Raw genomic sequence first — 23,135 nt, 5'->3', positions numbered from 1 at the left:
GTCAAATTTATCTGATTTTTATAAAGGCTATATGATGTTTTTGTAAATATTTCAAAAAAAGAATGAGAATAGGGATGACCGCATTCTCATTCTTTAATTGGAAGCTTCAATTTTACTTTCGTGCCTTTGCCTTCCTCGCTTTCAAAATGAATGCTTCCTCCATGGTTTTCAATGATTTTAAAGGTGACCATTAAACCGAGGCCCGTTCCTTTTTCCTTCGTCGTATAAAACGGCTCACCCAGTTTTTCAAGCACTTCTTTTGAAATCCCCTTGCCTTGATCTTCAAAAATGATGAATACGTTGTCTTGTTCCTTATAGGAACGGATGGAAATGACGCCTTCGGCATCCTCCATCGCCTCGATCGCATTTTTTAATATGTTAAGAAAAACCTGCTTAAGCTCATTAGTGACAGCGAGAATCTCAGGAAGCTCACCGCTCAATCTTTTCTCAATCCGCACATTGTTAAGCACCGCCTGGGATTCCAAAACCATGCAGACATCTTCTATGATCTCATTGACCTCAACGGGATCATATGTAGCCGATTTCGTTTTCGCCAATACGAGAAATTCATTAATGATCGCTTCCAGTCTGATAAATTCAGACATCATCACCTCGGCATAATCCTTCTGATATTTCTTAGTCTGGATCATCAGCTGAAGAAATCCTTTCAGGGATGTCAGGGGGTTGCGGATTTCATGAGCGATCCCAGCTGCAAGCTGTCCCACGGCTGAGAGCATTTCTGATTTCATGAGCATCTTCTCTGACTGCTTCTGATTCGTGATATCTTCAGATATCAGTATGACTTGCTGAACGTCTCCTATCTGGTCTTCAACAGGAACGAGCGAAACTTGCTCCCATCTGTCACTGCCGTTTTCGCCCCGGTGATGAAACTCTCCTGACCAAGGTTTCTTTTCAATCACCTGCTGCCAGCAGCCGGACAGATCAGCGCAAAGAAAATGATCGTTATAAAGGGCAAAGACATGTTCACCAATAATTTCATCCTGCTTTTTTCCGATCATCCGACAAAACCGTTTGTTTGCATACTGGACAGCCCCTTCGACAGATGCGATCAAAATGTTGGCCGGGCTTTGATCGATCGCTTGCGAGCTGATATGCAAAGCTTCGTTTGTCATCTTAAGCTCGGTGATATTGGCAAACGTAATCACAACGCCCTCCACTCTATTTTCGGCCGTGTAATAAGGAATCATTTTTACGGCGTACCACTGATCATCCAGTGCTTTCATTTCTTTTTGAATCGTCTTTTTTTCCTCAAGCGTGGTTTTTACGTTTTCTGCATAATCCTCGTACTTCAGCCTGTCCGCCAGATCGCAGGCCGGTCTGCCGATATCCTGCTTCTCCAGCTGAAAAATCTTTTCCGCTTCAGGTGTGAATAATTTCAAATTAAAATCCTGATCTAGAAAAACCGCGGCGATATTCGTATTGATCAGCAGATTATCCATATCATTTCTGATGGTGTTCAGCTCATCAATTTGCTTTTCGTACGCCTTGTTGACCGTCGTTAATTCCCTGTTTGTTTTTTGCAGCTTCTGATTAGCGGCAAGCAATACATCATTGGACGTTTCAAGCTCTTTTATCTTCCGATAGAGCTGCTGAATGTCGTCAGATGCCCTGCCTTCGTCTCCTTCAGATATCCGCCATTTGTTTTCGTCTTCCTTTCCTTTTTCAATAAAAAGTACATAAAGTTTGTGATATTGGCGGTAAAAACTTTTGAGTGTCAAATGAACAAAAGCGAGTTTTCCGCTTAAATAAATCGGAACATTTTTCAAAACGACTTCTCTTTTTTCTTTTTTCGCCCGCTGTAAAGCTGCTTTGACCTGCACAGCCAAACTGGCCGGAAAAACATAATCGATATTGCCTTTCGGACATTTTAAAAATTGATCAGCATCTTCTGAGGATGTTACGATTTCCCCCCTGTCATTCAGAATCAGACAAGGAAATAAATACTGATCGATCACCGACAGGTAGATATCATCCAGTCTGTGAAAATCACTCAGCTCATTGATTTTTTTATATAGGTCCGTTTGCACCTTCGGATACAAATCATCACTAAATAAACCTGACATTTTTCCAACCGTTTCACTTGAGCCCAGCATATAAAATCCTCCTTTTCTAAGCGCAAAATAAAAAAGGGAATACCTTTTTTGCATTTCATGATGATAATAAAAACCTTGGCAGCTGAAATCATTTTACGGAGGGAAAATCCTTTACAGAGCACGCAGGGGCAATAAGAAAAGCTTCTACAGAGTACACTTCTGTCCTGTGAAAACATCCATCGCGAATGCCAAGCCCGGCACTGCCTGTTTTCTCCTCTTTAAGTGAAGTCCCGATCCTTTTCTTTAAAGAGGATGCCGCAGCTTAGGCAGCTTTTAGTCCATATTGACTGAACAATAGGCTTAAAGATTTCTTCAAATCAAGTGACTGACGCAGCGCCCGGCAGATGTACGCCCTGTTTTTTTCCCAGGCTAAAAAAACAGCAGCACTTTTTGACTTGTAAATTTCTTTACAAATGTTTTATACCAAGTGAATTCACTACCGCCGCATCAACAGCATAGAATAATGACCCATGTTTCCGGATAATTTTTGGCCAATGTCTTGTCAAGCAAGACCCCCAAATATTTTTCTTCTGAACTAAACTATTCGACAATTAGAATAAAATCCCTCTTAATCCAGTTTATCGATTATCGTTTTTTTGAATAAAAATGCTTCCATAAACAAAATATAACATTTGAACTAAATTCAAGGAGGGTACTAAAGAATGGAACAGCAAAACCAGCAGCAGCAAATGCAAATCAATCAAGGGAATGAAGGAATGCAGCATATGAATCACGGAGGACACGAAGTTTTTGACATGCATGAAGTGCTGTCGGGAATGATCGGCACTCTTGAGCAATACATGATGTTCAGACAGCATGTCCAAGATTCTGAGCTGCTTGATATTTTAAACAGGCAGCACCAATTTATTTTGTCGCAGTACAATATTACGACAGAGTGTTTCCGGACAGGACAAAAGCCGAGCCAGGAAACGGCGACTTATATGATGAAAGAGGATCGTCAATTTGTATACGGCTTAAAGAATACCCAGCCCAAAAAGCCGAAACAGTCTCCTCAACAAATTGATGATGCCTGCATCAGCAGCTTTATGCTCAGCTTGATTAAATCTTGTTCTTCCGCTCTTGCCATGGCTGCTCCTGAGGTGACAAACCCTGTCTGCAGAAGAGTGCTGGCAGACCAAATTCCTCACTATATCGAAATGGCCTATGAAATTTTCCTTTACCAAAACAAACATGGCTATTACCAAGTGCCGCAGCTTTCTCCTCAGGACATGCAAAAAATGCTGACTGCTTTTGCACCGGCTCAAGGACAGACGCAAATGCAGATGCCTCCTAACAATGGCGCCGGACAGCAGAGACCGATTCATTAACAACAGAAACGGCATTGAAAAAGAAATATTCAATGCCGTTTTTTCATTCTCATATTTTTGTTTGAATTTCTTTTCAAATTCGGTTAGCTCTTGACCTACAGCAGCTTTAAAGCCGCTTTCAAAATTTTTGCGTTCAGCCGTTTCTTCGATGATATGAAGGATGATTCCTCTGCCTTTTTGGGCTATAAGCTCTTCAATGATATAAAAACTCTGCAAATAAATGTCCGTTTTATGGAAAGTCCGCGCTTTTTGCCACTGCCGGTCCGTCTTCAGTTCTCTGAGAGGAACGACTGCCGGCAGAGCACGGGCATACGCCGTATCATGAGCGGCAGCCCACTCTGCAACCCCTTCATGAAACCAAAGCGGATAATCTCCAGGTTCGGATTTCAGCTCCCGAAGCTTCCCATGAAACGAGTAATGGGTATATTCATGTGTCAAAACCCGCTTGTAAAGAAACACGGCAAACCCTTCTCCGTTCAAAAGGTGCTTTTTTTCCTCAGGCAGCAGTCCGATCATCCGCATTTCTTCTGAATAAAATCCGGTGATGTCCTTTAAGTTTGAAAATGACTCCATTTCGTCGCGGCTTGAAAAAAAGATGAGATCCACTTCATCCGTGCGGGGACTGTCAAACAGGGTCCGGCTGAGGCTGGCTGCATCATCAAGCGTTTCTTTAGTAAGCGCCAATAGCGGATTTTCCTTGTCGGCATAATAAATGCTGACATTCTCATGTTTAGTCATCTGCAAGGATGCTTTCAGCTTTTCTTTTTCTTCAGAAAAAACCGCACCCTTCTCTTGATTTTGATTAAGCATGATAAAAACCATCAGTAAAAGAGCAGATAGAGCGCCCGCCATGATAAAAACAAAGGCTGTTTTCAACTTACCAGTCACCGATTCTCCCTCCATCCGCAAAGCTTTTCTGTACTACATTATGCCGGGATGAATCAAAAGTGCCCTGTCTGAAAACAGCCAATAAAAAAGCCGCATCTTTTAGATGCGGCCCAGACGGTTGACAAAATCTACGTCGGTTTAAAATTTTAGGGTTTTGTCATCTTTCAGGCGTGCTCATAAATGCTTGTCACGGCTCGTATTAGTAACGGCAGGCATCGGAGCGGACTTTCATAAGAACGTGTGAAGACAGTGCGTCAGCGCACGCCGAAGCGAAAGCTGCCTTGTTTCATTATCGTTGCTGAGGGAAAATCCTGTTGATCGTTTCGCCGAATTCCTCAAAAATACCTTCAATCGGTTCACCGTTTTGAATTCTGTCTCCATAATTTCTCATACGGTCAACGAAATCCGGATTGGCAGATACGAATACATTGTTGATATCTTTGTCTGCTTCTTTGACTTTATTGGAAATCTTCTTTTTCAGGTCGCCTGTTACTTCGCCCTTCGGATTGCCTTTTAGCACAACAGCGACATAGGCGTTGTTTTCTGTAACAATCACGTTGGCGTTTCTGACTTCTTTCAGTTCTGCCACTTTATCTGCTGCTTTATCCGCAACTTCCATATTGTTGTTGTCTTGATTTTGGTTGCGGTTGTCCGTTACATTCATACGGTTATTTACATCCCTGCGATCATTTACATTCGTACCATCATTGACATTATCTCTGTTGGTTACATTTTGAAGCGCATTGTCTTGATTGCGGCGGGCATTTTCTCCTTGGTTCGCCATACCGCATCCTGCGGTAAACAACAGCGGAAGAAGAAAAGCTGTGATTGCGCCTTTTTTCATATTGAACATTAAAAATTGCCTCCTTTAATGATTTACGTATAGGTTTTTCTTTTCCATGTTATTTATTCGTTTTAAACATAACTTTTATCCCCATATTTTGTTATGATCAAATTGAAAGAATATCCAAATCAAACCGGGGGTGTTTGAAACATGATCAGTGCTGAGAAAATATTTGACGTTTTGCGAATTACAGACTTTACGATTCATCCAGACGAGACTCAGCTTGTCTTTGATACAAACTTCAATGGAAAATCAAATCTGTGGGCCATGGATCTTCCCCATGCCTATCCATACCAGCTCTCATTTTTGAATTAGGATTCAAAGGGAATCGCCTACAGTCAAGACGGTTCCATCATCTTTGCGGGGTTTGACACTGATGGAAATGAACAAGACGGGTTATATAAACTTTCTTCAAAAGGCGGAGAGCTCCAGTGCTTAAACGGAAATGAAACAGACCGCCATTTTGAACCGATCCCGGCAAAACATGCGGTTTATTACTCATCAACGAAACACAATCCTACATTTTTAAATACATACAAATATGATTTGCTGACTGACCGGGAACAGCTCGTTTTTGAAGGAAAAGACGGGTCATCTCTGCTCGGTGATGTGAGTCCGGGCGAAAAAGCGGTCAGCATCCATGTCTCCTATGTCAACAGCCATTCCGTCTGTATGGTTCAGACAGCGGAGGGGGATACAAAAGCGATTGTTCCCGACAGAGAGAAGCCCCACATGGTGTATTCATCCCATTTTGCATCAGATGATCAGCTATATGTCACAACAAACTACAATTCAGAGTTTTCATATCTTGCGTTATACACCATTTCAACCGATACCTTCACTCCGGTTCTTTCGATAGACAAAACAGAGCTGACATCCATCCATGCCGATCCGAAAGGAAAATATCTTTACCTCATTGGAAAAAAAGGCGTCAAAGACGTCCTTTATGAATATGACACAGATTCAAGAGAAGGCAGGCATGTAGTGTGTCCATGCTCTTCGATCGCTAAAATTTGCAGCACCAAATCAGGATCTCTCTATGCTCTGGGATCTACCCCGACGAAGCCGCCCAACATTTACGTAAAAAAGCAAAACGAAACAGCATGGCGCCAATTGACAAAACATGAGGTTCCGGGCTTTTCAGAAGATGAACTGTCATATCCAGAAGTCGTGACATATCCGTCTTTTGACGGTCTCTCGATCGAGGGACTGCTGTTTAAACCCGCTCAGAGTGAAGCGAATGGCTGGACGATCATTTGGCCTCACGGCGGCCCTCAGGACGCCGAAAACTTCATGTTTTACGATATTTTTCAAATCGCGGCTAAAATGGGCTACCAAGTATTTGCCCCGAATTTCCGGGGGTCTGCAAATTATGGCTATTCCTTTTATAAAATGGTTGAACAGGATTGGGGAGACGGGCCGCGGTTCGATATGGTGAGCGGCATCGACTGGCTCATCGATCAGAAGCTCGCAGACCCTGACAAATTGTTTTTAATGGGCGGCAGCTACGGGGGATACATGGCTCTTTTACTGCATGGCAGGCATCCTGAGTATTTCCGCGCCGTCGTTGATATATGCGGAGTCAGCAACCTGTTTTCGTTTGTCAAATCTGTCCCTGATTTTTGGCGGCCTTCTATGGAGAAATGGGTCGGTCATCCAGAGCGGGATTATGAAAAAATGAAAGCCGATTCACCGATCACATATTTGAAGACGATGACACGTCCAATGCTGATTGTTCAAGGTGCAAACGACCCCCGCGTTGTGAAGGAAGAATCCGATCAAGTCGTCGACAAGCTGAGGGCATGGGGACGGAACATTGAATATCTCGTCATGGAAAATGAAGGCCACGGCTTTTCTAAAAAAGAAAACAAAATAAAAGTGTACAGCACAATTTTCAGCTTCTTTGAAAAGCACCGGCTAAGCCAGACTGCAAAAGCATGAAGAATAAAACCGGACAGGGCTGGGGATGGTATACGTAAAAAGGAGGTTGACCCTTTGTTCAGAAGAAAAACAGGCATCCATCCCGCTGTATTAGTCTTGGGATCTGCTGCATTAACCGCAGCATTTTCCCCCGAAATCCGCAAAAGAGTAACAAGCATGATCTCGAACCGAATGGGCGGACAGCAGCACGGAAACAGCCAGAAAAACATGATGATAAACCCGGCTGAAATGATTAAACAGGCCTTCAATCCCGGAGGGCAAGGACAAACACAGCAGCAGCAAGGTCAAAGCCAATCGGACCATACGGGAAACCAGCAGCAAACATTCGGCCATATGTCGCAAGCTCCGGTCAATGTGATGAACGATGAAACAACACAGCAGACCATGTATGATGCAGATCAAACGTATTCATAAAAAAAACCCGCACAGCTTCCTGAGCATGTGCGGGCCTTTTTTACATTTCTGCTTCTATTATATTGGTACGATCGTGATAAGTGTCTATTTCAAGCTCTTTTGTCACCTTGCTTGTCACAAGACCAGAAGTCATGCTTCCGCTGACATTAAGAGCCGTACGCCCCATGTCGATGAGCGGTTCGACCGAAATCAGCAGTCCGGCAAGGGCAACCGGCATATTTAAAGCGGATAGGACGAGAAGCGCTGCAAATGTCGCACCGCCTCCGACGCCTGCCACACCGAAAGAGCTGACCGCAACGACAGCAATCACGGTGAAAAGGAATGACGGATCAAGCGGATTTTGCCCGATTGTCGGTGCGATCATGATCGCCAGCATGGCGGGATAAATACCCGCACATCCGTTTTGGCCGATCGATAAGCCGAATGAGCCGGCAAAGTTGGCAATTCCTTCAGGAACTCCGAGGCTCCGCTGCGTTTTAATATTCAACGGCAAAGCGCCAGCACTAGATCTTGAAGTGAAGGCAAACACAAGCACCGGAAATACCTTTTTCAAGTATGTGACCGGGTTCAACCCGCTGATTGTAATCAGCAGCAAGTGAATGATGAACATCACAATCAGCGCCGCATATGAAGCAATCACAAATTTGCCGAGTTTTGCGATGCTGTCAAGGTCACTTGTCGCAATCGTTTTTGTCATAATCGCCAGTACACCGTAAGGCGTCAGTCTTAAAATCAGCGTTACAACGCGCATGATGATCGCATATATGGCATCAACGACTTTTTTAAAGAGTTCAGCTTGTTCAGGCTGTTTTCGCTTTACGCCAAGATAAGCGATTCCGAGAAAAGCCGCAAAAATGACAACCGCAATCGTTGACGTTGGTCTTGCTCCAGTAAGATCTAAAAACGGATTTCCCGGAAGAAGCTCAACGATTTGCTGCGGAAACGTTTTGGCTTCCATGTCCTGAGATTTCTGCTCAAGTTCGGCTCCTCTTGAAACCTCTGCACCGCCTTGATCAACCTGGACGGCTTGAAGGTCGAAGGAAAGCGTGGAGGCAATACCTACAGCAGCAGCGACAGCGGTCGTCGCAATCAAAATCCCGATGATCAGTCCGCTGATTTTTCCGATGTTGTGGGTCAATTTAAGCTTTGTAAAAGCACCCAAAATCGAAATGAACACAAGCGGCATGACAATCATCTGCAAAAACTTGACATAGCCGCTGCCGGCAATATTGAACCAATCAGATGTTTGTGTAATCGTTTCTGAAGACGAACCATATATAAAATGCAAAGCAAACCCAAACACAATTCCGAGTCCGAGAGCGGTAAATACCCGCTTAGAAAACGAAACATGTTTTTTTTGCATCATATAAAGGAGCGCCATCAGGCCAAGCATGACGAGAATATTTATAATAATAAAGAATGTCATGATAACAAAAGCACCCCCAGAATTTTTTTACATTAGAAAACTATAATACAACAAACCTGATTGGTCAAGTAGGAATTATACCTGCTGCCAAAAATGGGCCTGGAGCTTTTCTTCATTCTCCGATTTCTTTAAGAGGAACGAACGTTGGCAGCTGTGCCCCGTCAAATTCCTTCTTGATAAATTCAGCCGTATCGTCTGCTTGATAAAGCTCCACAATTTTTATTAAATCTTCGCGATTACGGTCTTCTGTTCTGGCGGCAATGATGTTAATATACGGCGTCGCTGTTTCGTCTTCCAGTTTGATTGAATCTTTTACAGGGTGCAAGCCGGCGTCAACCGCGATACCGTTGTTAATGACAGAAGCAGCCACATCAGGGAGGACACGGGGAGTCTGCTCCGCCGCCACTGCTGTGATTTCCAAGTTTTTAGGGTTTTCTTTAATGGCATCAAGTGTTCCGTTGCCGTCAAAGCCGTCCTTTAATTGTAGCAATCCCGCCGACTGCAAAAGGAGCAGCGCTCTTCCCATGTTGGTCGCTTCATTTGGAACTGCGATTTTTGCGCCGTCAGGAATATCGCCGACTGATTGATATTTGTCGGAATACACCCCCATCGGAGCGATAATCGTCGTGCCGATGGGCGATAAGTCAAGGCCGCGTTCTTTTTTAAACGTGTTAAAATAAGATATCGTCTGAAAGGCGTTTGCATCGATGTCTCCGCTTGCCAAAGCCTGATTTGGCTGAACATAGTCTGAGTATTTGACGATTTCAAGCTTCAATCCTTCCTTTTCCGCTTTTTTCTTCACGAAATCCCATATTCTCGTATCCGTTCCGCTGACGCCGATTTTAATCGTTTTGCTGTCCGAATTTGCTGCACATCCTGCAAACACAATGACAAACAAAAGAACGATGATGATCAAAGCAAATTTCTTCATTACGTCTACCTCTCTTTTTATCTTCTTCTTATTTTTTTTGAAAGCACATTTCCTGATGTCTGCAATCCTTGTACAACGATGACAAGCATCGCCACCGTTATGATCATCGTCAGCGTATCAAATCTCTGATAGCCGTAAGTGATCGCCAAGTCTCCGAGTCCGCCGGCGCCTATTGCACCAGCCATTGCCGAAGCCCCGACAAGCCCGACTGTCGCAACCGTAAAGCTCAGCACCAATGAACCGAGCGCTTCCGGAATCAAAAATCGAAAGATGATCTGCCGCGGGGTGGCCCCCATAGCTTCAGCTGCTTCAATGACCCCGGGGTCCACTTCAAGAAGAGAGTTTTCTACAAGCCTTGCTATATATGGCCCCGCATAAAAAGTAAGCGGCACAATCGCAGCCGATGTTCCGATTGACGTCCCTACGATCAGCCGTGTTATCGGGATTAAAGCAACCATTAAAATAATGAACGGCACAGATCGGAAAATGTTAATGATGGCATTGACAATCGTAAAAACCGCTCTATTTTCGAGGAGATTTCCCTTTCTTGTGACAACGAGCAAAATCCCGAGCGGAATTCCGATGATGCTTGAAAACAAAAGTGAAAAAAGAGTCATCTGTATCGTCTCTAACAGTGCATTGATGATTTGGTCATATGTAACAAGCATCTATGAAACCTCCCTTACTCGAATGTTTTCTTTACGGATATCATCTAGAGCCCGCCTGATTTCATCGTCTTCTCCCTGCAGCTCGACCGTTATGCTGCCAAATGGAATGCCTTGGAGTTCTGTAATCGTTCCGTGAAGAATATTGACTTCCACATCAAATCGCTTTGATACACGGGAGAGAAACGGCTTCCCTGATGATTCCCCGATAAATTGAAATTGGTAGAGATGCTTTACATTCAGCTTTTGGATCGATTCAGGAATCTCATGATCTATAGCCGATCGAATAAAGCTTTTGGATGTGTCTGTCTGCGGTGCGGAAAAAACGTCAAACACACTGCCTGATTCAATGATTCTTCCTTTTTCAATCACAGCGACTTTGTCGCAAATTTCTCTTGCGACATTCATTTCATGGGTGATCAAAAGAATCGTAATATTGTATTGCTCGTTGACACGCTTTAACAGTTTCAGGATTTCGCCGGTTGTCTGCGGATCAAGCGCAGATGTGGCTTCATCACAAAGCAGAACCTCCGGATTTGTCGCCAGCGCCCGCGCGATGCCGACGCGCTGTTTTTGCCCGCCTGAAAGCTGATCCGGATAATCGCCCGCTTTATCCTCAAGGCCGACAAAACGAAGCAGATCCATCACTTTTTGTTTGATTTTGGCTTTCGGTGTTTTGACGAGTACAAGCGGCTCCGCGACATTTGCGAAAATAGTCTTCGAATTTAAAAGGTTAAAATGCTGAAACACCATTCCAATTTTCCGTTTCACAGAGCGGATTTCGCTTTTTGACAATGATGTTAAATCCCGACCGCCAACGAATACCTTTCCCGCCGTCGGTTTTTCGAGAAAGTTGACACAGCGGATCAGCGTGCTTTTGCCTGCTCCGCTAAATCCAATGACTCCGTATATTTCCCCTTTATTGACATGAAGGTCAATGCCATTCAGCGCACGGACTTTCTGTCCGCCGCTCTCATACACTTTTTCAACCCCTTGAAATGTAATCATGATGATCCTCCTCCGTGTTTTAGATAACAAAAAAGGCTTCTTCTTATTTAAAATAAGAAGAAGCCTATCAGCTCAAGGGAATATTTGAGTGCATCCGCTTTTCTTATTTTTCAAGCCTGTACGGCTTGTTGGAGTTGGCACAGTATTCTGTATCGCACAGAACCCGCTGCCGAGGTTTCATAGGGCCAATTCCCTCCGCCTCTCTGAATAAGAAGTTGTTGATGTATAAAGTTTTACCTAACTTTACAGCTTCTTCGGAATGTTGTCAATGAGGGTTTTTTGAGCTTTCTACGGACCGGCATGGGAAAGCTGCCTTTCAAAGTGCTTCCCCTGCCGGTGCGGTTTTTCATTTTTCCGTCTCACAATCCTAACTAAATTCACTTTTTTAAAAAAATTTGCGTTTAGCAGTTGTAATTTCGCTTAAACACTGGTAAAGTAAAGGTAATTATTTTTGTTCGAACTATCTTTAAGAAGAAAGTTTTGTAAGAGTTTTCGTCTTGGAAGTTTGTTTTAGAGCAAGAATAGTGAATTTAAGCGTTATCGCTTTAGGAGGAAATTTCATGCTAGAAGGTAAAGTAAAATGGTTTAACTCTGAAAAAGGATTCGGATTCATCGAAGTTGAAGGACAAGACGATGTATTCGTTCATTTCTCTGCTATTCAAGGCGAAGGCTTCAAAACTTTGGAAGAAGGCCAATCTGTATCTTTCGAAATCGTTGAAGGAAACCGCGGACCACAAGCTGCTAACGTAACAAAAGCATAAGCTGGGAACCGCTGATCTTCATACAAGACTGCTGACTTATCGTCAGCAGTCTTTTTATGTTTTAAAAAAAGCATAACGCCCGGAAACCGGTGTTATGCTTTCGTTCCAAAACCGCTTATGAAGCAATGTCTCTTTTTGTAAATACGCCGAAAGCCAGCACTTGAAAAACGATAAAATAGACAGCCAGCACCGTAATCGAAAACCCTAACGTCATTCCTGAAACAAGCGGTGTTCCGTCAAAATACTGCGTTAAATCCGTGTTGGCAAACAAGATGTATTTCGCCCAATCGAATTTCATTGAAAGTAGGCCTGTCGCCGTTCCACCCATGACAAGCAGAAAGATCGAAATCCCTACGGCAAGAGAACTGTTTCTGAAAACGGCTGAAATCATAAATGCCATCGTCGACATCATGAACAGTGAGATCGAATTCAGCAGGTAGCTGCCGGCTAAGTGCAGCAGAAGACTTTGCTCTTCTACGCTTCCATTCACATACGCAAGGTGCACCTGGCTGCTTTCTCCCGTACCAAATAAAAGAAGACCTGTTAAGCCCGCGCTTGCAAACAAAATGAAAAGCAAAGCCAGCGCAAACAGCAGCACCGTAAGATACTTGGATAATAATATTTTAAAGCGGCTGATCGGCCGAATGACAAGAAGTTTCACCGTTCCCCAGCTGAATTCATTTGCGACAATCCCCGCCGCTACCGTAATGACAAACAGTCCGATCATGGGAATTACATCTATGGCATCATTGATAAACGACAATACCGAATACTCTCCATCCTCCGGTAAATCGTGCTTGATTCGATAATCATTAATGGCGATCGACTTTTTGTAGTTTTGTTCAAGAACGGGATTATTGACGCCTTCAAGCTGTTGTTTCATATCCGCATTTTCCTGCGCCAATTCCTTTTTCCAATCTGCGCTCACGCCGCTTTCGCCTATAGTCTTGGTCATGATGCCCAGTCCGATGACGGATAACAGCAATAACCCGATCATGACGTATGTTCCTTTTCGATTGAAAATTTTGATCCATTCATTAACAACGAGATTAAACATGCTGAGCCTCCTCATCTTCTGCGGTGATTTCCAAGAATCGGTCTTCCAGAGATTTGTTGATGACCTTCACTTCATATAAGCGGATGCCGCCGTCGGTCAAATGTTTAATGAAATCAGGAACTTCACCTTTCGAGAGGCTGATTTCTATTCCCGTTTGAACTTTTTCAACCCGTCTGTCTCCAAACCCAGCAGCCTCGCGAAGCAGGGCGTCTACATCATCAGCCTGGATGAAATAGCGCTTTCTCTCGTCCGCGGCAGCTCCGTGCACATGTTGAATATCGCGCAGCTTGCCGTTTTGAATGATGGCAATCCTGTCACACATCAGTTCCATTTCAGAAAGAAGGTGGCTCGAAACGATGACGGCCAAGCCTCTTTCCCTTGTCAGTTTTCTTAAATAATCGCGGATTTCCCTGATTCCAGCCGGATCAAGTCCGTTTGTAGGCTCATCAAGGATCAGCAGCTTTGGATCGTGCAAAAGACTTTGAGCAAGGCCGAGCCTTTGCCTCATGCCTAAAGAATACGTTTTGACCTTATCATTGATCCTGCTCTTCAGACCGACGAGCTCGACGATTTCATCGATTTTCTTTTTTGTCACGCCTTTTGTCATGCGCGCATATTGCTGAAGGTTTTGATAGCCCGTTAAAAATTTATACAGCTCAGGATTTTCGACGATCGCCCCGATATGGCCGGCAGCCTTTTCAAAATTGTCTTTTACGCTCACACCGCACACGGCAATCTCTCCAGCGGTGATGTTCATATGACCGACCATCATCCTGATCGTCGTCGTTTTTCCGGCGCCGTTCGGCCCTAAAAAGCCGAATATCTCTCCGGCGTGTACATCAAAGCTCAATCCGTCGATAATTTTCTTTCCTCTGATCGTTTTTGAGACGTTTTTTAATTGCAGCAGTGTTTCCACTGATTTCCCCTCCCGACTTTTGAAGTTGCAGATTCATCATGATTTTTCTTTGATAAGCTGTTTAAGCCATTGTAAAAGCGAAACCCCTGATTCTTCACGAAGCTCTTCGACATCCTTTTTTTCCTCAATCCGCCCGTTTAAGACGACGATCACTTCATCCAAAATCGGTTCGATTTCATGAATTTCATGCGTGGCGATGATCACCGTCTGCTTTTCAAGCTCAAGATTTGTAAGCAGACTTTTGACAATCGATTCTCTCACCAGCGGATCAAGGCCTGAAAGAGGCTCATCAAGCAGCACGACTGGTGCATTGCGCGCCAATGTCAGCACAAGCTTCAGTCTGCCTCGGTTCCCTTTGGAAAGCCTTCCGATTTTTTTATCCCCAGCGATTTTCATATCTTCTAAAAGGTCAAAGGCCTTATCAGTCTGAAAATCGGCAAACTGGCTTTCATAAAAATAAATCATATCCTTTACAAGGAAAGGCTCATAAAACATATCAAGCTCTGTTAAATAGGCGATACTTTCAGCCATGTGCCGGGCTGCGGGCTTTCCTTCAATAAAAACCGTTCCCGAATCCGGAAAAGTAAGCCCTGTGATCAGCTTTAAGATCGTTGATTTGCCGCTGCCATTCGGTCCGGCCAATCCGTAAATTTTGCCGGGAGACAGAGTCAGATCTGCATCTTTGAGCGCGAAATCTTTGCCGTACTTTTTCGTGACATTTCTCAGCTCAATGTTCATTTGGATCTCCTTTCTGTAGATAACGGTCAAGCTCAGACAGCATATCTTGTTTAGACAGACCGAGTTCTTCCATGCTTAGCACAAATTGTCCGATGACTTCGGCTTGCATCTCCCGTTTTAAATCATCAATCACTTCCGACTTTTCAACAACAAAAGTTCCCTGTCCCCGCCTGGTCTCCACGATGCCCATCCTTTCCATTTCATTGTAGGTTCTTTGAATCGTATTCGGATTTACTTGTGTCTCGACAGCCAGCTCACGGACGGAAGGCAGTTTTTCTCCCGGCTTGATCTCTTCGCGTACCATTCTTTTGAAAAGCTGTTCGGCAATTTGCTTGTAGATCGGCTTTGATGAAGAAAAATCATTTGCCATCGCATTACACCTCAACTCTTCTATCAAGTATCTTGCCGGAAAAATAGAATAGACAGACACCTAAAACCGCATAATACACCAGGAGAACACCCGGAAGATCAATTTTAGAAAATGCAACAGTCCATTCTGAATTCTGATAGTGAAATTTGAAATTCGTCTTTATGGAAAAGCTCCAAAACTCCTGTGCAGCCTGAAACAGACCGCTCTTGATGAACAGCCCTTCTATCAATCCATAAGCATAGTAGATCAATAAAGGAATGAGCCAGCGGATTTTTTTGATGGCCGGATATTTTCTAAGTGTTTCATATATCGTCCACAGAAACATGACCCACGTTGAAAACAACACTGATCCGAAAAAGACTGCGATGTTGACAATCATCATATCCCAAACCGAAAACAGACTGTCACTCAGGGATTCCAGGACGCCTCTGACAACCAATCCGAACATAAAAAGAATCGCCTGGGAAGCCATTTGATACACGGCGGCTGACGCCAATTTTGACAGCAGCAAAACCGCACCCTTATTCGGATTATACAGCCATAACTGGGTTTTCCCTTCCAAGTGAAGCTGGCTGATCATCATGAGTGGACAAAACAGAATATGAAACAATAAGATGGTCGCAAACGCCCCAAACAACACCATCGGTTCGTCTGTATAGCGGGCAAAAACAATGCTTGCAGTGATCGCAAAAAGCATCAAGAGCACCCAAGTAAGAAACCAAAATCTTGAGGTGAGCAAATCTTTTTTAAATAAACCGCTGAAAGATTTCAAACGATATCCTCCTCTAAATCTCTGTATCAGTGTACTACGACAATAGTACACTGATACAGAAGAAATGACAATAAAATTTTTAAAAAAACCGAAAAAAAAAGCAAACCCGCTGATACCCAGCGAATTTGCTTTTAATCTTGATCCCGTTTCTTCATGGACTTCAATGCATTTCGGTAATCCATGTCATCCATTTCTTCTTTAGGGGCGTTATTTTGTTCTTTTGGTGTTTGAAACTTTTGCAGTATCTCCCGATATGTTTGATCAGTCATGACATACTGATCATTTTCGCCGAAAGCTGGTTCCGGCGCTTCCGGCGCCTCTTCTTCCACCTGAACCGGGGAAGTGCGCTCAACACGAGGCTCCTCAGCAGGTTCAGGTTTTGCAGGAGATGCCGAACGTACATTAAACACCACAAGTCCGATAATAACGATGACTGCAGCTATAATGGTCACGATAATGGTCATGTCAAAACGCTCCTTACTGTCCTGCTGCAAAGCGGCCCGTCACTTGTGTGACGCGTCTGCCCAAAGCCCGGCCCAGCTCAAGGCCTTCCTCAGTAATTAATTCATCACTGTCTACAGGGCATGTGATGCCGGCCCCGTAATAAGATCCGTATAAAGCATTTTCAGGTACATTCCCAGGGAGACCGACAATCATCATTCCTTGATGGAGCATCGGCGTGATTAAGTTGAGCATCGTCGCTTCAACTCCGCCATGAGTCGTCGCTGTTGTGCAGAACACGGCGCCGACCTTATTGATCAGCTTTCCTTCCGCCCATAAATAGCCGAGCTTATCAATCCAGGCTTTCAAACCAGAACTGATCGTGCCGAAATGGCCCGGGCATCCCCAGATGATGGCATCCATATCTTCGAGCTTTCTGACATCAGCCTGGCTGACATGGTCGATCAACACTTCTGCCGCCTCATTTTCCCGTGCACCTTCTGCAATCGATTCAGCTAATTTTTTTGTGTGTTCGCCTTCACTGTCATAGACAACATAGATTTTCATATGAGAGCCTCCTCATCTTAAGATTCTTTCGCTTCCTTCGGAGCCGGCAGCAAAGTCAGCTCTTCTGCTTTATTTTTCTTGCGGTTCTTGTCTTTTCTGACATCTCTCAAAAACAGACTGAGCACAAGACCGGCTAAACAGAATCCAGCCGCCCACATAAATGCATCATTGATCCCCATGACATTGGAATTGAGCTGTGCCTGTCCGGTCAAATATTTCACAACATATTGTTGCGCCTGTTCAATGGATATATGCATCGATTGTGCTGTTGACTGAATGGTTGACTGCAATGTATGCATAAATGACGGATCAGCCGTATTTGTTTGGTCAGCCATTGATGCGTAGTGAAATGTCGTGCGCGTTGTATATATCGTCGTCATCAAGCTTGTTCCAATCGAACCGCTGATTTGGCGAAGCGTATTGGACATTGCCGTTCCATGGCTGTTCAAATGCTGCGGAAGCTGGTTCATGCCGGCTGTCATAATCGGCATCATCAGCATTGACATACCAAACGCCCGAATCGCATAAATAACCACGATATGCATATATGGTGTATCAATGGTAAGTGTCGTAAATTGGTAAGTCGTAACGACGGTGATCAATAAACCGACGATCGCAAGCGGTCTGGGACCGATTTTATCAAATAAAATCCCTGATACCGGCGACATCAAAAGCATGACGATTGCGCCAGGAAGCATGAGAAGACCCGACTCAAGCGCCGTAAAACCGACCAGGTTCTGCAAATAGATCGGAATCAGAAACATTCCGGCATATAAAGCGACCGTAATGATTGCGTTGATCACGCTTGATAATGAAAACATGTCATATTTAAACACTCTGAAATCGAGCATCGGTTCTTTTGATTTCAATTGCTGGATAATGAAAGCAATAATGCCGATGACACCGATCACAACGGTAGAAAGAACGACCGGATCATCCCAGCCGTCGGTTCCCGCTTCACTGACACCGTACAGCAATGCTGCAAACCCGATGACTGAAAGGAACGCACCTGCTGTATCCAGCTTAATTTTTTTAGGTTCTGTCATATTTTTAAATAGGAAAAATCCGCAAATAATCACAATGACGCCAACAGGTACAAGCCCGTAGAACATGATCCGCCAGCTATAGTTTTCGATGACCCAGCCGGATAAGGTCGGACCGACCGCCGGAGCAAACATCATCGCGAGTCCAAAGATTCCCATCCCTTTCCCGCGGCTTTCCGGAGGGAAGATGAACAGAATCGTCGTCATCACTAAAGGCTGGAGTATGCCTCCGCCGACCGCCTGAATGAGGCGCCCGATTAACATCGTTGAGAAATTGGGCGATATACCGCAAATCAGCGTTCCGATCGTAAACAGCAGCATGGCGCTTAAGAACAGACTGCGCCCGCCAAACCGTATAATCAAGAAGGCTGATAAAGGAATCAAAACGCCGTTGACAAGCATATATCCAGTCGTCAGCCATTGAATCGTTGTGGCGCTCACATTAAATTCGGTCATGAGATGCGGCATCGCCACATTCAGCAGCGTCTGGTTTAAAATGGCCAGAAACAAACCGGACATTAATATAATAAGCAGTGACATATTTCCTTGTTTCTCTTGAGAAGCCACTTATGACATCCTCCTTTCGCTCGTTTTCTTCCCCCAAGCTATTTTGAAATTTTTACTGATGCGTTCATTCCCGGCAGCACTTTATCAGATGGGTTTTTGATTGAAATTTTCACCGGCACTTTCTGCGTCACTTTTGTGTAGTTTCCGCTTGAATTGCTTTGGGAAAGCAGATCAAATGTAGAGTTTGTCGCATAGCCGATTTCTTCAACGTTTCCTTCAAAGGTAGAGCCTGAATCACCGTCAACCACGATGTCCACTTTGTCGCCTTTTTCAATATCTTTAAGGTCGTTTTCTTCAATGTTTGCTGTAATATACAGGTGGTCCATGTCGATCGTTTTGGCCAGCGTTTGTCCGGCTTGTACGACCTGACCTTCTTTCGCTTCATTTTTTACGATTGTTCCGTCCATGATTGACTTTACATCAACGGTTTGTTCGCCTTTGATCTTCGCTGTTTTTTCGTCTTTTGAAACTTTTGTTCCTTCTTTGATATCCCAGTCAGTCAGCTTGCCTGATGCAGTCGCTGTGATGTCAGCCATTTCCCCGGCAACATGCGCTTCATCTGTTTTCACATAGCTGATGCTGTCATAATAGAAATACGCGCCTCCTGCAATGATGGCAAGCACGATGATGAGTCCGATAATGTTAGTCGCGATTAAACGTCCTTTGCTCATGTTTTATTTCTCCTTCCGTATTCTTATATTTTTGGCGAACCCGGCAAGCGGGCCGCACACAGTTTGCGTTTTCCCTATTTCCTGCTCAGAAACTTGCGGACGTGTACTGAACTTCCTTTTGATTCGGTTGTTCAAAACTGAGCAAAAAAGATCGGAATTTGTAAAACGAGTTCACCCATGCAAACAACAAAATTAATAGTTAACAAGATTAAATATTAGTTAAAGTAAGAAAGAATGTCAACAACCTTGCACTGAAAATCTTCACTTCAATATTTTCCACATAAAAAAACCTCCATAAAGGAGGCGCGGCTTGGCGCTTTTACGTATATTGATGACGTTCTTCATTGCTGAAAAAACTTTTCAGCGCCTGGAACACATCGGCTTTCTGTTTTAAAACATAGTACTTGAATTTTTCATTTTTAATATTTTTATAGGCCGACATTAAAGTTGAATGCCTGTTGTATTGATTGACTTCCCCATAGCAGAAGATATTTGCCTTCTCCATAATTTCTCCAACGAGCTTGACACATCTCGGGTTGTCAGATGTCAAATTATCACCGTCCGAAAAATGAAATGGATAAATGTTATAGCGGGTCGGGTGATATTTATCATCGATCAGTTCCAAGGATTTTCGGTATACGGATGAACATATCGTCCCTCCGCTTTCCCCCTTTGAAAAGAAGTCTTCTTCAGATACGACTTTTGCTTCTGTATGGTGGGCAATAAATTCGATGTCAACCGTTTCATACTTTGTCCGCAAAAAGCGTGTCATCCAAAAGAAAAAACTTCGCGCCATATATTTTTCCCAAACGCCCATCGAACCGCTCGTATCCATCATCGCCAATACAACAGCCTTGGATTCCGGTTTGACGGAGTCATTCCACGTTTTAAATTTTAAGTCTTCGGGGAAAATCGGATAAAACGAAGGTTTTCCCGTCATCGCGTTTCGCTTATATGCGGAGAGCATCGTTCTTTTCTTATCGATATTGCCAGTCAGCCCCGTTTTGCGGATATCATTGAACTCGATATCTTCGACGACAATGTCATCGCGTTCTTTCTGTTCTAAATTCGGCAGCTCCATCTCGCTGAAGAGCGCCTCTTCCAAGTCCATTAATGAAACTTCCGCTTCATAATAGTCCTCACCGGCCTGATCACCCGCTCCCCGGCCTTTTCCGGTGCCGCTTCGTTTGTCAGAGCCGTCCCTTGCCACGATGTCTCCCACCTTGCTGTCTCCCTCTCCCTGTCCGGCGTGTTTATTTTTATCATAGTTATAACGGATTTTATACTCATCTAATGAACGAATCGGAATTTTGACAACATCTTTACCGTTGGACATGATGATGCTTTCTTCCGTGATCAGATCAGGCAGATTGTTCTTTATCGCATCCTGCACCTTTTTCTGGTGGCGCTGTTGGTCATCATACCCTTTTCGATGGAGGGACCAGTCTTCCTCAGAAATAATAAAATGGCCATTGTCTTTATGGGACATGAATTCCCCTCCTTATTGATAAATCCCTAAAAAATGGCTTCATACATGCACGAGAATTCTTTGAAATCAGCCTTAAAAAATGTTTATTTTTATCTTATGCGGACGGCAGATGACTTTTGACAAACAATTTTGAAAATGGGACAAAAGAACCCGCCCTTCTTCCGGACGGGTCTTGAACTACCGGTTTAATAAGCTTCCTACATATTTTAAAAGCTCATTTGCGCTTGTTGAATTATAGCCGTGTTCATCAATGAGACGGGCGACGACCTCATTGATTTTTTTCAGCTGCTGTTCATCCGGCGTTTTTGTCGATGTCGTAATTTTGACCACATCCTTTAAATCTGCAAACAGCTTTTTCTGAATGGCTTCTCTCAGCCGTTCATGCGAATTGTAGTCAAACCGCTTCCCTTTTCTCGCATAGGCCGAGATCCGGATGAGAATTTCTTCACGGAATGCTCTCTTGGCGTTTTCAGAAATGCCGATTTGCTCTTCTATCGACCTCATCAGCTTTTCGTCAGGATTCATTTCCTCGCCTGTCAGCGGATCGCGCAGCTTGATTTTATTGCAGTAGGCTTCCACATTGTCGAGATAATTGTCCATAAGGGTTTTAGCTGATTCTTCATACGAGTATACAAATGCTTTTTGCACTTCTTTTTTCGCCATCTCATCGTATTCTTTTCTTGCGGCCGAAATAAAGTTCAAATAACGCTCACGGTCTTCGGCTGAAATCGAGGGGTGCTGGTTAAGTCCTTCTTTTAACGATCGAAGGACATCGAGCGCATTGATCGATTCCATGTTTTTGCGGATGATCGTCGAAGAAATCCTGTTGATGACATATCGCGGATCAATCCCGCTCATCCCTTCGTCATGATATTCTTTTTTCATATCGTCGACATCGACGGAATTGTACCCTTCAACACTTTCTCCGTCATACAGCCTCATTTTCTTGACGAGGTCAATATCTGAACGCTTCGGCTCTTTCAGCCTCGTGAGGATCGAAAACATCGCGGCCACTTTTAAAGTGTGCGGGGCAATATGCACGTCAGACACGTCGCTTTCAGCGATCATTTTCTCGTAAATCCGCTCCTCTTCTGTCACTTTCAAATTATATGGAATCGGCATCACGATAATCCGCGAATGGAGCGCTTCATTCTTCTTATTCGAAATAAATGAACGGTATTCGCTTTCATTCGTGTGGGCTACGATCAGTTCATCCGCCGAAATCAGCGCGAACCGGCCCGCTTTAAAATTGCCTTCCTGTGTCAGGGACAGAAGATGCCAGAGGAATTTCTCATCGCATTTCAGCATTTCCTGGAATTCCATCATCCCTCTGTTCGCTTTGTTTAGTTCCCCATCGAAACGGTATGCCCTCGGATCGGATTCTGATCCGTATTCAGCGATCGTTGAAAAATCGATGCTGCCCGTCAGATCGGCAATATCCTGCGACTTTGGATCAGAGGGACTGAACGTGCCGATCCCTGTCCGTTTATCCTCGGAAAAAAAGATTCTTTCAACCTTTACATCTTCAATTCTTCCGCCATACTCCTGTTCAAGCCGCATCATATTTAAAGGGGATAAATTGCCTTGAATGCGGATGCCGTATTCCTTATAAAAATCCTCGCGCAAATGCTGAGGAATTAAATGAAGCGGATCTTCATGCATCGGACACCCTTTAATCGCGTAGACTGCGCCTTCATCTGTCAGCGAGTAAGCTTCAAGACCTTTTTTCAGCATCGTGACAAGCGTTGACTTTCCGCCGCTGACAGGACCCATTAACAGCAAAATTCTTTTTCTGACGTCCAAGCGCTTTGCGGCCGGATGAAAATATTCTTCAACAAGGCGTTCTAAAGGTTCTTCAAGCCCAAACAGCTCCTTGTCAAAGAAGCTGTATACTTTTTTTCCGTCTTTTTCTTCAATGCCGCTGTCTTTAATCATATTGTAAACGCGGGAATGAGCAGATTGTGCGACAGTCGGATTTTCTTTCACGATTTCCAAATAATCAGCGAAGGTTCCTTCCCACTTCAGACGCTGCTCTTCCTCTCTATACTGTTCAATCTTTTTTAATATATCCATAAGAACCTCCTATATGTGATGAATGCAAGGTGCCAAGTGAATCACTGTTACATTCACTCTATGCGGAGATGTCCCTTTAGATGCGTTTCATATGAAAATTGAAATGTACTT

General features: G+C 44.0%; 22 protein-coding genes and 1 riboswitch. Of the genes, 5 read left to right on the top strand and 17 right to left on the bottom strand.

Annotated features, from left to right (window positions below; genetic code table 11):
* Nucleotides 1-86: 86 nt before the first annotated feature.
* Entirely contained in the window at nucleotides 87-2,114 is a 2,028-nt protein-coding gene (locus RBH91_RS05355) for a PAS domain-containing protein (protein ID WP_307893727.1), read from the bottom strand.
* Between the two features lie 662 nt (nucleotides 2,115-2,776).
* On the opposite strand from RBH91_RS05355, the gene RBH91_RS05350 reads away from it, so the two are divergent.
* Nucleotides 2,777-3,442, top strand: coding sequence for a spore coat protein (locus RBH91_RS05350; RefSeq protein WP_076761523.1), 666 nt, complete (start codon nucleotides 2,777-2,779; stop codon nucleotides 3,440-3,442).
* Nucleotides 3,443-4,619: 1,177 nt separating this feature from the next.
* On the opposite strand, the gene RBH91_RS05345 is transcribed toward RBH91_RS05350, so the two are convergent.
* A complete protein-coding gene (locus RBH91_RS05345; RefSeq protein ID WP_307893726.1) occupies nucleotides 4,620-5,183 on the bottom strand; it encodes a YhcN/YlaJ family sporulation lipoprotein in 564 nt (187 codons plus the stop codon).
* A gap of 141 nt (nucleotides 5,184-5,324) precedes the next feature.
* Here RBH91_RS05345 and RBH91_RS05340 point away from each other — a divergent pair, with 141 nt between their 5' ends.
* From RBH91_RS05340 to RBH91_RS05330, 3 genes are all read left to right on the top strand, one after another.
* A complete protein-coding gene (locus RBH91_RS05340) occupies nucleotides 5,325-5,489 on the top strand; it encodes a hypothetical protein (protein ID WP_307893725.1) in 165 nt (54 codons plus the stop codon).
* Nucleotides 5,490-5,720: 231 nt separating this feature from the next.
* On the top strand, nucleotides 5,721-7,115 hold the full coding sequence (locus tag RBH91_RS05335; RefSeq protein ID WP_307893724.1) for a S9 family peptidase: 1,395 nt from the start codon (nucleotides 5,721-5,723) through the stop codon (nucleotides 7,113-7,115).
* Nucleotides 7,116-7,169: 54 nt separating this feature from the next.
* On the top strand, nucleotides 7,170-7,529 hold the full coding sequence (locus RBH91_RS05330) for a hypothetical protein (protein ID WP_307893723.1): 360 nt from the start codon (nucleotides 7,170-7,172) through the stop codon (nucleotides 7,527-7,529).
* Between the two features lie 40 nt (nucleotides 7,530-7,569).
* On the opposite strand, the gene RBH91_RS05325 is transcribed toward RBH91_RS05330, so the two are convergent.
* The 4 genes from RBH91_RS05325 to RBH91_RS05310 form a co-directional block, all read right to left on the bottom strand.
* A complete protein-coding gene (locus RBH91_RS05325) occupies nucleotides 7,570-8,955 on the bottom strand; it encodes an L-cystine transporter (RefSeq protein WP_404802477.1) in 1,386 nt (461 codons plus the stop codon).
* 112 nt (nucleotides 8,956-9,067) lie between these two features.
* Nucleotides 9,068-9,886, bottom strand: coding sequence for a MetQ/NlpA family ABC transporter substrate-binding protein (locus tag RBH91_RS05320; RefSeq protein ID WP_307893722.1), 819 nt, complete (start codon nucleotides 9,884-9,886; stop codon nucleotides 9,068-9,070).
* Nucleotides 9,887-9,903: 17 nt separating this feature from the next.
* Nucleotides 9,904-10,554, bottom strand: coding sequence for a methionine ABC transporter permease (locus RBH91_RS05315; protein WP_076761511.1), 651 nt, complete (start codon nucleotides 10,552-10,554; stop codon nucleotides 9,904-9,906).
* Nucleotides 10,555-11,559 (bottom strand): methionine ABC transporter ATP-binding protein, encoded by a 1,005-nt coding sequence (locus RBH91_RS05310; protein WP_307893721.1) that lies wholly within the window; start codon nucleotides 11,557-11,559, stop codon nucleotides 10,555-10,557.
* 100 nt (nucleotides 11,560-11,659) lie between these two features.
* A riboswitch (SAM riboswitch) is annotated at nucleotides 11,660-11,773 on the bottom strand.
* A 346-nt stretch (nucleotides 11,774-12,119) separates the two neighbouring features.
* Here RBH91_RS05310 and cspB point away from each other — a divergent pair.
* Nucleotides 12,120-12,320: a cold shock-like protein CspB gene (cspB, locus tag RBH91_RS05305; RefSeq protein WP_003155376.1), complete on the top strand. Its 201-nt coding sequence runs from the start codon at nucleotides 12,120-12,122 to the stop codon at nucleotides 12,318-12,320.
* 115 nt (nucleotides 12,321-12,435) lie between these two features.
* On the opposite strand, the gene RBH91_RS05300 is transcribed toward cspB, so the two are convergent.
* The 11 genes from RBH91_RS05300 to prkA all read right to left on the bottom strand — a co-directional run bounded on the left by RBH91_RS05300 (nucleotide 12,436) and on the right by prkA (nucleotide 23,024).
* Entirely contained in the window at nucleotides 12,436-13,377 is a 942-nt protein-coding gene (locus tag RBH91_RS05300) for an ABC transporter permease (RefSeq protein WP_307893720.1), read from the bottom strand.
* Nucleotides 13,370-14,293 (bottom strand): ABC transporter ATP-binding protein, encoded by a 924-nt coding sequence (locus tag RBH91_RS05295; protein WP_307893719.1) that lies wholly within the window; start codon nucleotides 14,291-14,293, stop codon nucleotides 13,370-13,372. Before RBH91_RS05295 ends, RBH91_RS05300 begins: the two co-directional genes overlap by 8 nt.
* Before the next feature lie 36 nt (nucleotides 14,294-14,329).
* Entirely contained in the window at nucleotides 14,330-15,031 is a 702-nt protein-coding gene (locus RBH91_RS05290) for an ABC transporter ATP-binding protein (RefSeq protein WP_307893718.1), read from the bottom strand.
* Entirely contained in the window at nucleotides 15,021-15,401 is a 381-nt protein-coding gene (locus RBH91_RS05285) for a GntR family transcriptional regulator (protein ID WP_076761500.1), read from the bottom strand. Before RBH91_RS05285 ends, RBH91_RS05290 begins: the two co-directional genes overlap by 11 nt.
* Nucleotides 15,402-15,405: 4 nt before the next feature.
* The gene (locus RBH91_RS05280) at nucleotides 15,406-16,173 is read right to left on the bottom strand and encodes a hypothetical protein (RefSeq protein ID WP_307893717.1); all 768 of its coding nucleotides are present in this window, start codon (nucleotides 16,171-16,173) and stop codon (nucleotides 15,406-15,408) included.
* 131 nt (nucleotides 16,174-16,304) lie between these two features.
* Entirely contained in the window at nucleotides 16,305-16,637 is a 333-nt protein-coding gene (locus tag RBH91_RS05275; RefSeq protein WP_307893716.1) for a hypothetical protein, read from the bottom strand.
* Nucleotides 16,638-16,650: 13 nt separating this feature from the next.
* A complete protein-coding gene (locus RBH91_RS05270; RefSeq protein WP_076761494.1) occupies nucleotides 16,651-17,181 on the bottom strand; it encodes an NAD(P)H-dependent oxidoreductase in 531 nt (176 codons plus the stop codon).
* 17 nt (nucleotides 17,182-17,198) lie between these two features.
* Nucleotides 17,199-18,764 (bottom strand): DHA2 family efflux MFS transporter permease subunit, encoded by a 1,566-nt coding sequence (locus tag RBH91_RS05265; RefSeq protein ID WP_307894670.1) that lies wholly within the window; start codon nucleotides 18,762-18,764, stop codon nucleotides 17,199-17,201.
* 65 nt (nucleotides 18,765-18,829) lie between these two features.
* Nucleotides 18,830-19,462 carry an HlyD family secretion protein gene (locus RBH91_RS05260; protein ID WP_076761492.1) on the bottom strand — a complete coding sequence of 211 codons (633 nt, stop codon included), beginning with the start codon at nucleotides 19,460-19,462 and terminating at the stop codon, nucleotides 18,830-18,832.
* 319 nt (nucleotides 19,463-19,781) lie between these two features.
* Entirely contained in the window at nucleotides 19,782-20,951 is a 1,170-nt protein-coding gene (gene yhbH, locus RBH91_RS05255) for a sporulation protein YhbH (RefSeq protein WP_307893715.1), read from the bottom strand.
* Between the two features lie 177 nt (nucleotides 20,952-21,128).
* On the bottom strand, nucleotides 21,129-23,024 hold the full coding sequence (prkA, locus tag RBH91_RS05250; protein WP_307893714.1) for a serine/threonine protein kinase PrkA: 1,896 nt from the start codon (nucleotides 23,022-23,024) through the stop codon (nucleotides 21,129-21,131).
* Nucleotides 23,025-23,135 lie beyond the last annotated feature (111 nt).

Source organism: Bacillus swezeyi, from assembly GCF_030908325.1.
Lineage (GTDB): Bacteria > Bacillota > Bacilli > Bacillales > Bacillaceae > Bacillus > Bacillus swezeyi.
Note: the sequence above shows the minus strand (reverse complement) of the source record. Positions and strands in the feature narration are given on the sequence as shown.

Bases quoted from the DNA above. Each gene is read 5' to 3' on its own strand.
- RBH91_RS05350 (WP_076761523.1), top strand. From the start codon at position 2,777: ATGGAACAGCAAAACCAGCAGCAGCAAATGCAAATCAATCAAGGGAAT.
- RBH91_RS05325 (WP_404802477.1), bottom strand. From the start codon at position 8,955: ATGACATTCTTTATTATTATAAATATTCTCGTCATGCTTGGCCTGATG.
- RBH91_RS05340 (WP_307893725.1), top strand. From the start codon at position 5,325: ATGATCAGTGCTGAGAAAATATTTGACGTTTTGCGAATTACAGACTTT.
- RBH91_RS05290 (WP_307893718.1), bottom strand. From the start codon at position 15,031: ATGAACATTGAGCTGAGAAATGTCACGAAAAAGTACGGCAAAGATTTC.
- RBH91_RS05275 (WP_307893716.1), bottom strand. From the start codon at position 16,637: ATGACCATTATCGTGACCATTATAGCTGCAGTCATCGTTATTATCGGA.
- RBH91_RS05320 (WP_307893722.1), bottom strand. From the start codon at position 9,886: ATGAAGAAATTTGCTTTGATCATCATCGTTCTTTTGTTTGTCATTGTG.
- RBH91_RS05315 (WP_076761511.1), bottom strand. From the start codon at position 10,554: ATGCTTGTTACATATGACCAAATCATCAATGCACTGTTAGAGACGATA.
- RBH91_RS05355 (WP_307893727.1), bottom strand. From the start codon at position 2,114: ATGCTGGGCTCAAGTGAAACGGTTGGAAAAATGTCAGGTTTATTTAGT.
- RBH91_RS05260 (WP_076761492.1), bottom strand. From the start codon at position 19,462: ATGAGCAAAGGACGTTTAATCGCGACTAACATTATCGGACTCATCATC.
- RBH91_RS05345 (WP_307893726.1), bottom strand. From the start codon at position 5,183: ATGTTCAATATGAAAAAAGGCGCAATCACAGCTTTTCTTCTTCCGCTG.
- RBH91_RS05285 (WP_076761500.1), bottom strand. From the start codon at position 15,401: ATGGCAAATGATTTTTCTTCATCAAAGCCGATCTACAAGCAAATTGCC.
- RBH91_RS05310 (WP_307893721.1), bottom strand. From the start codon at position 11,559: ATGATTACATTTCAAGGGGTTGAAAAAGTGTATGAGAGCGGCGGACAG.
- RBH91_RS05270 (WP_076761494.1), bottom strand. From the start codon at position 17,181: ATGAAAATCTATGTTGTCTATGACAGTGAAGGCGAACACACAAAAAAA.
- cspB (WP_003155376.1), top strand. From the start codon at position 12,120: ATGCTAGAAGGTAAAGTAAAATGGTTTAACTCTGAAAAAGGATTCGGA.
- yhbH (WP_307893715.1), bottom strand. From the start codon at position 20,951: ATGTCCCATAAAGACAATGGCCATTTTATTATTTCTGAGGAAGACTGG.
- prkA (WP_307893714.1), bottom strand. From the start codon at position 23,024: ATGGATATATTAAAAAAGATTGAACAGTATAGAGAGGAAGAGCAGCGT.
- RBH91_RS05300 (WP_307893720.1), bottom strand. From the start codon at position 13,377: ATGTTTAATCTCGTTGTTAATGAATGGATCAAAATTTTCAATCGAAAA.
- RBH91_RS05265 (WP_307894670.1), bottom strand. From the start codon at position 18,764: ATGTCACTGCTTATTATATTAATGTCCGGTTTGTTTCTGGCCATTTTA.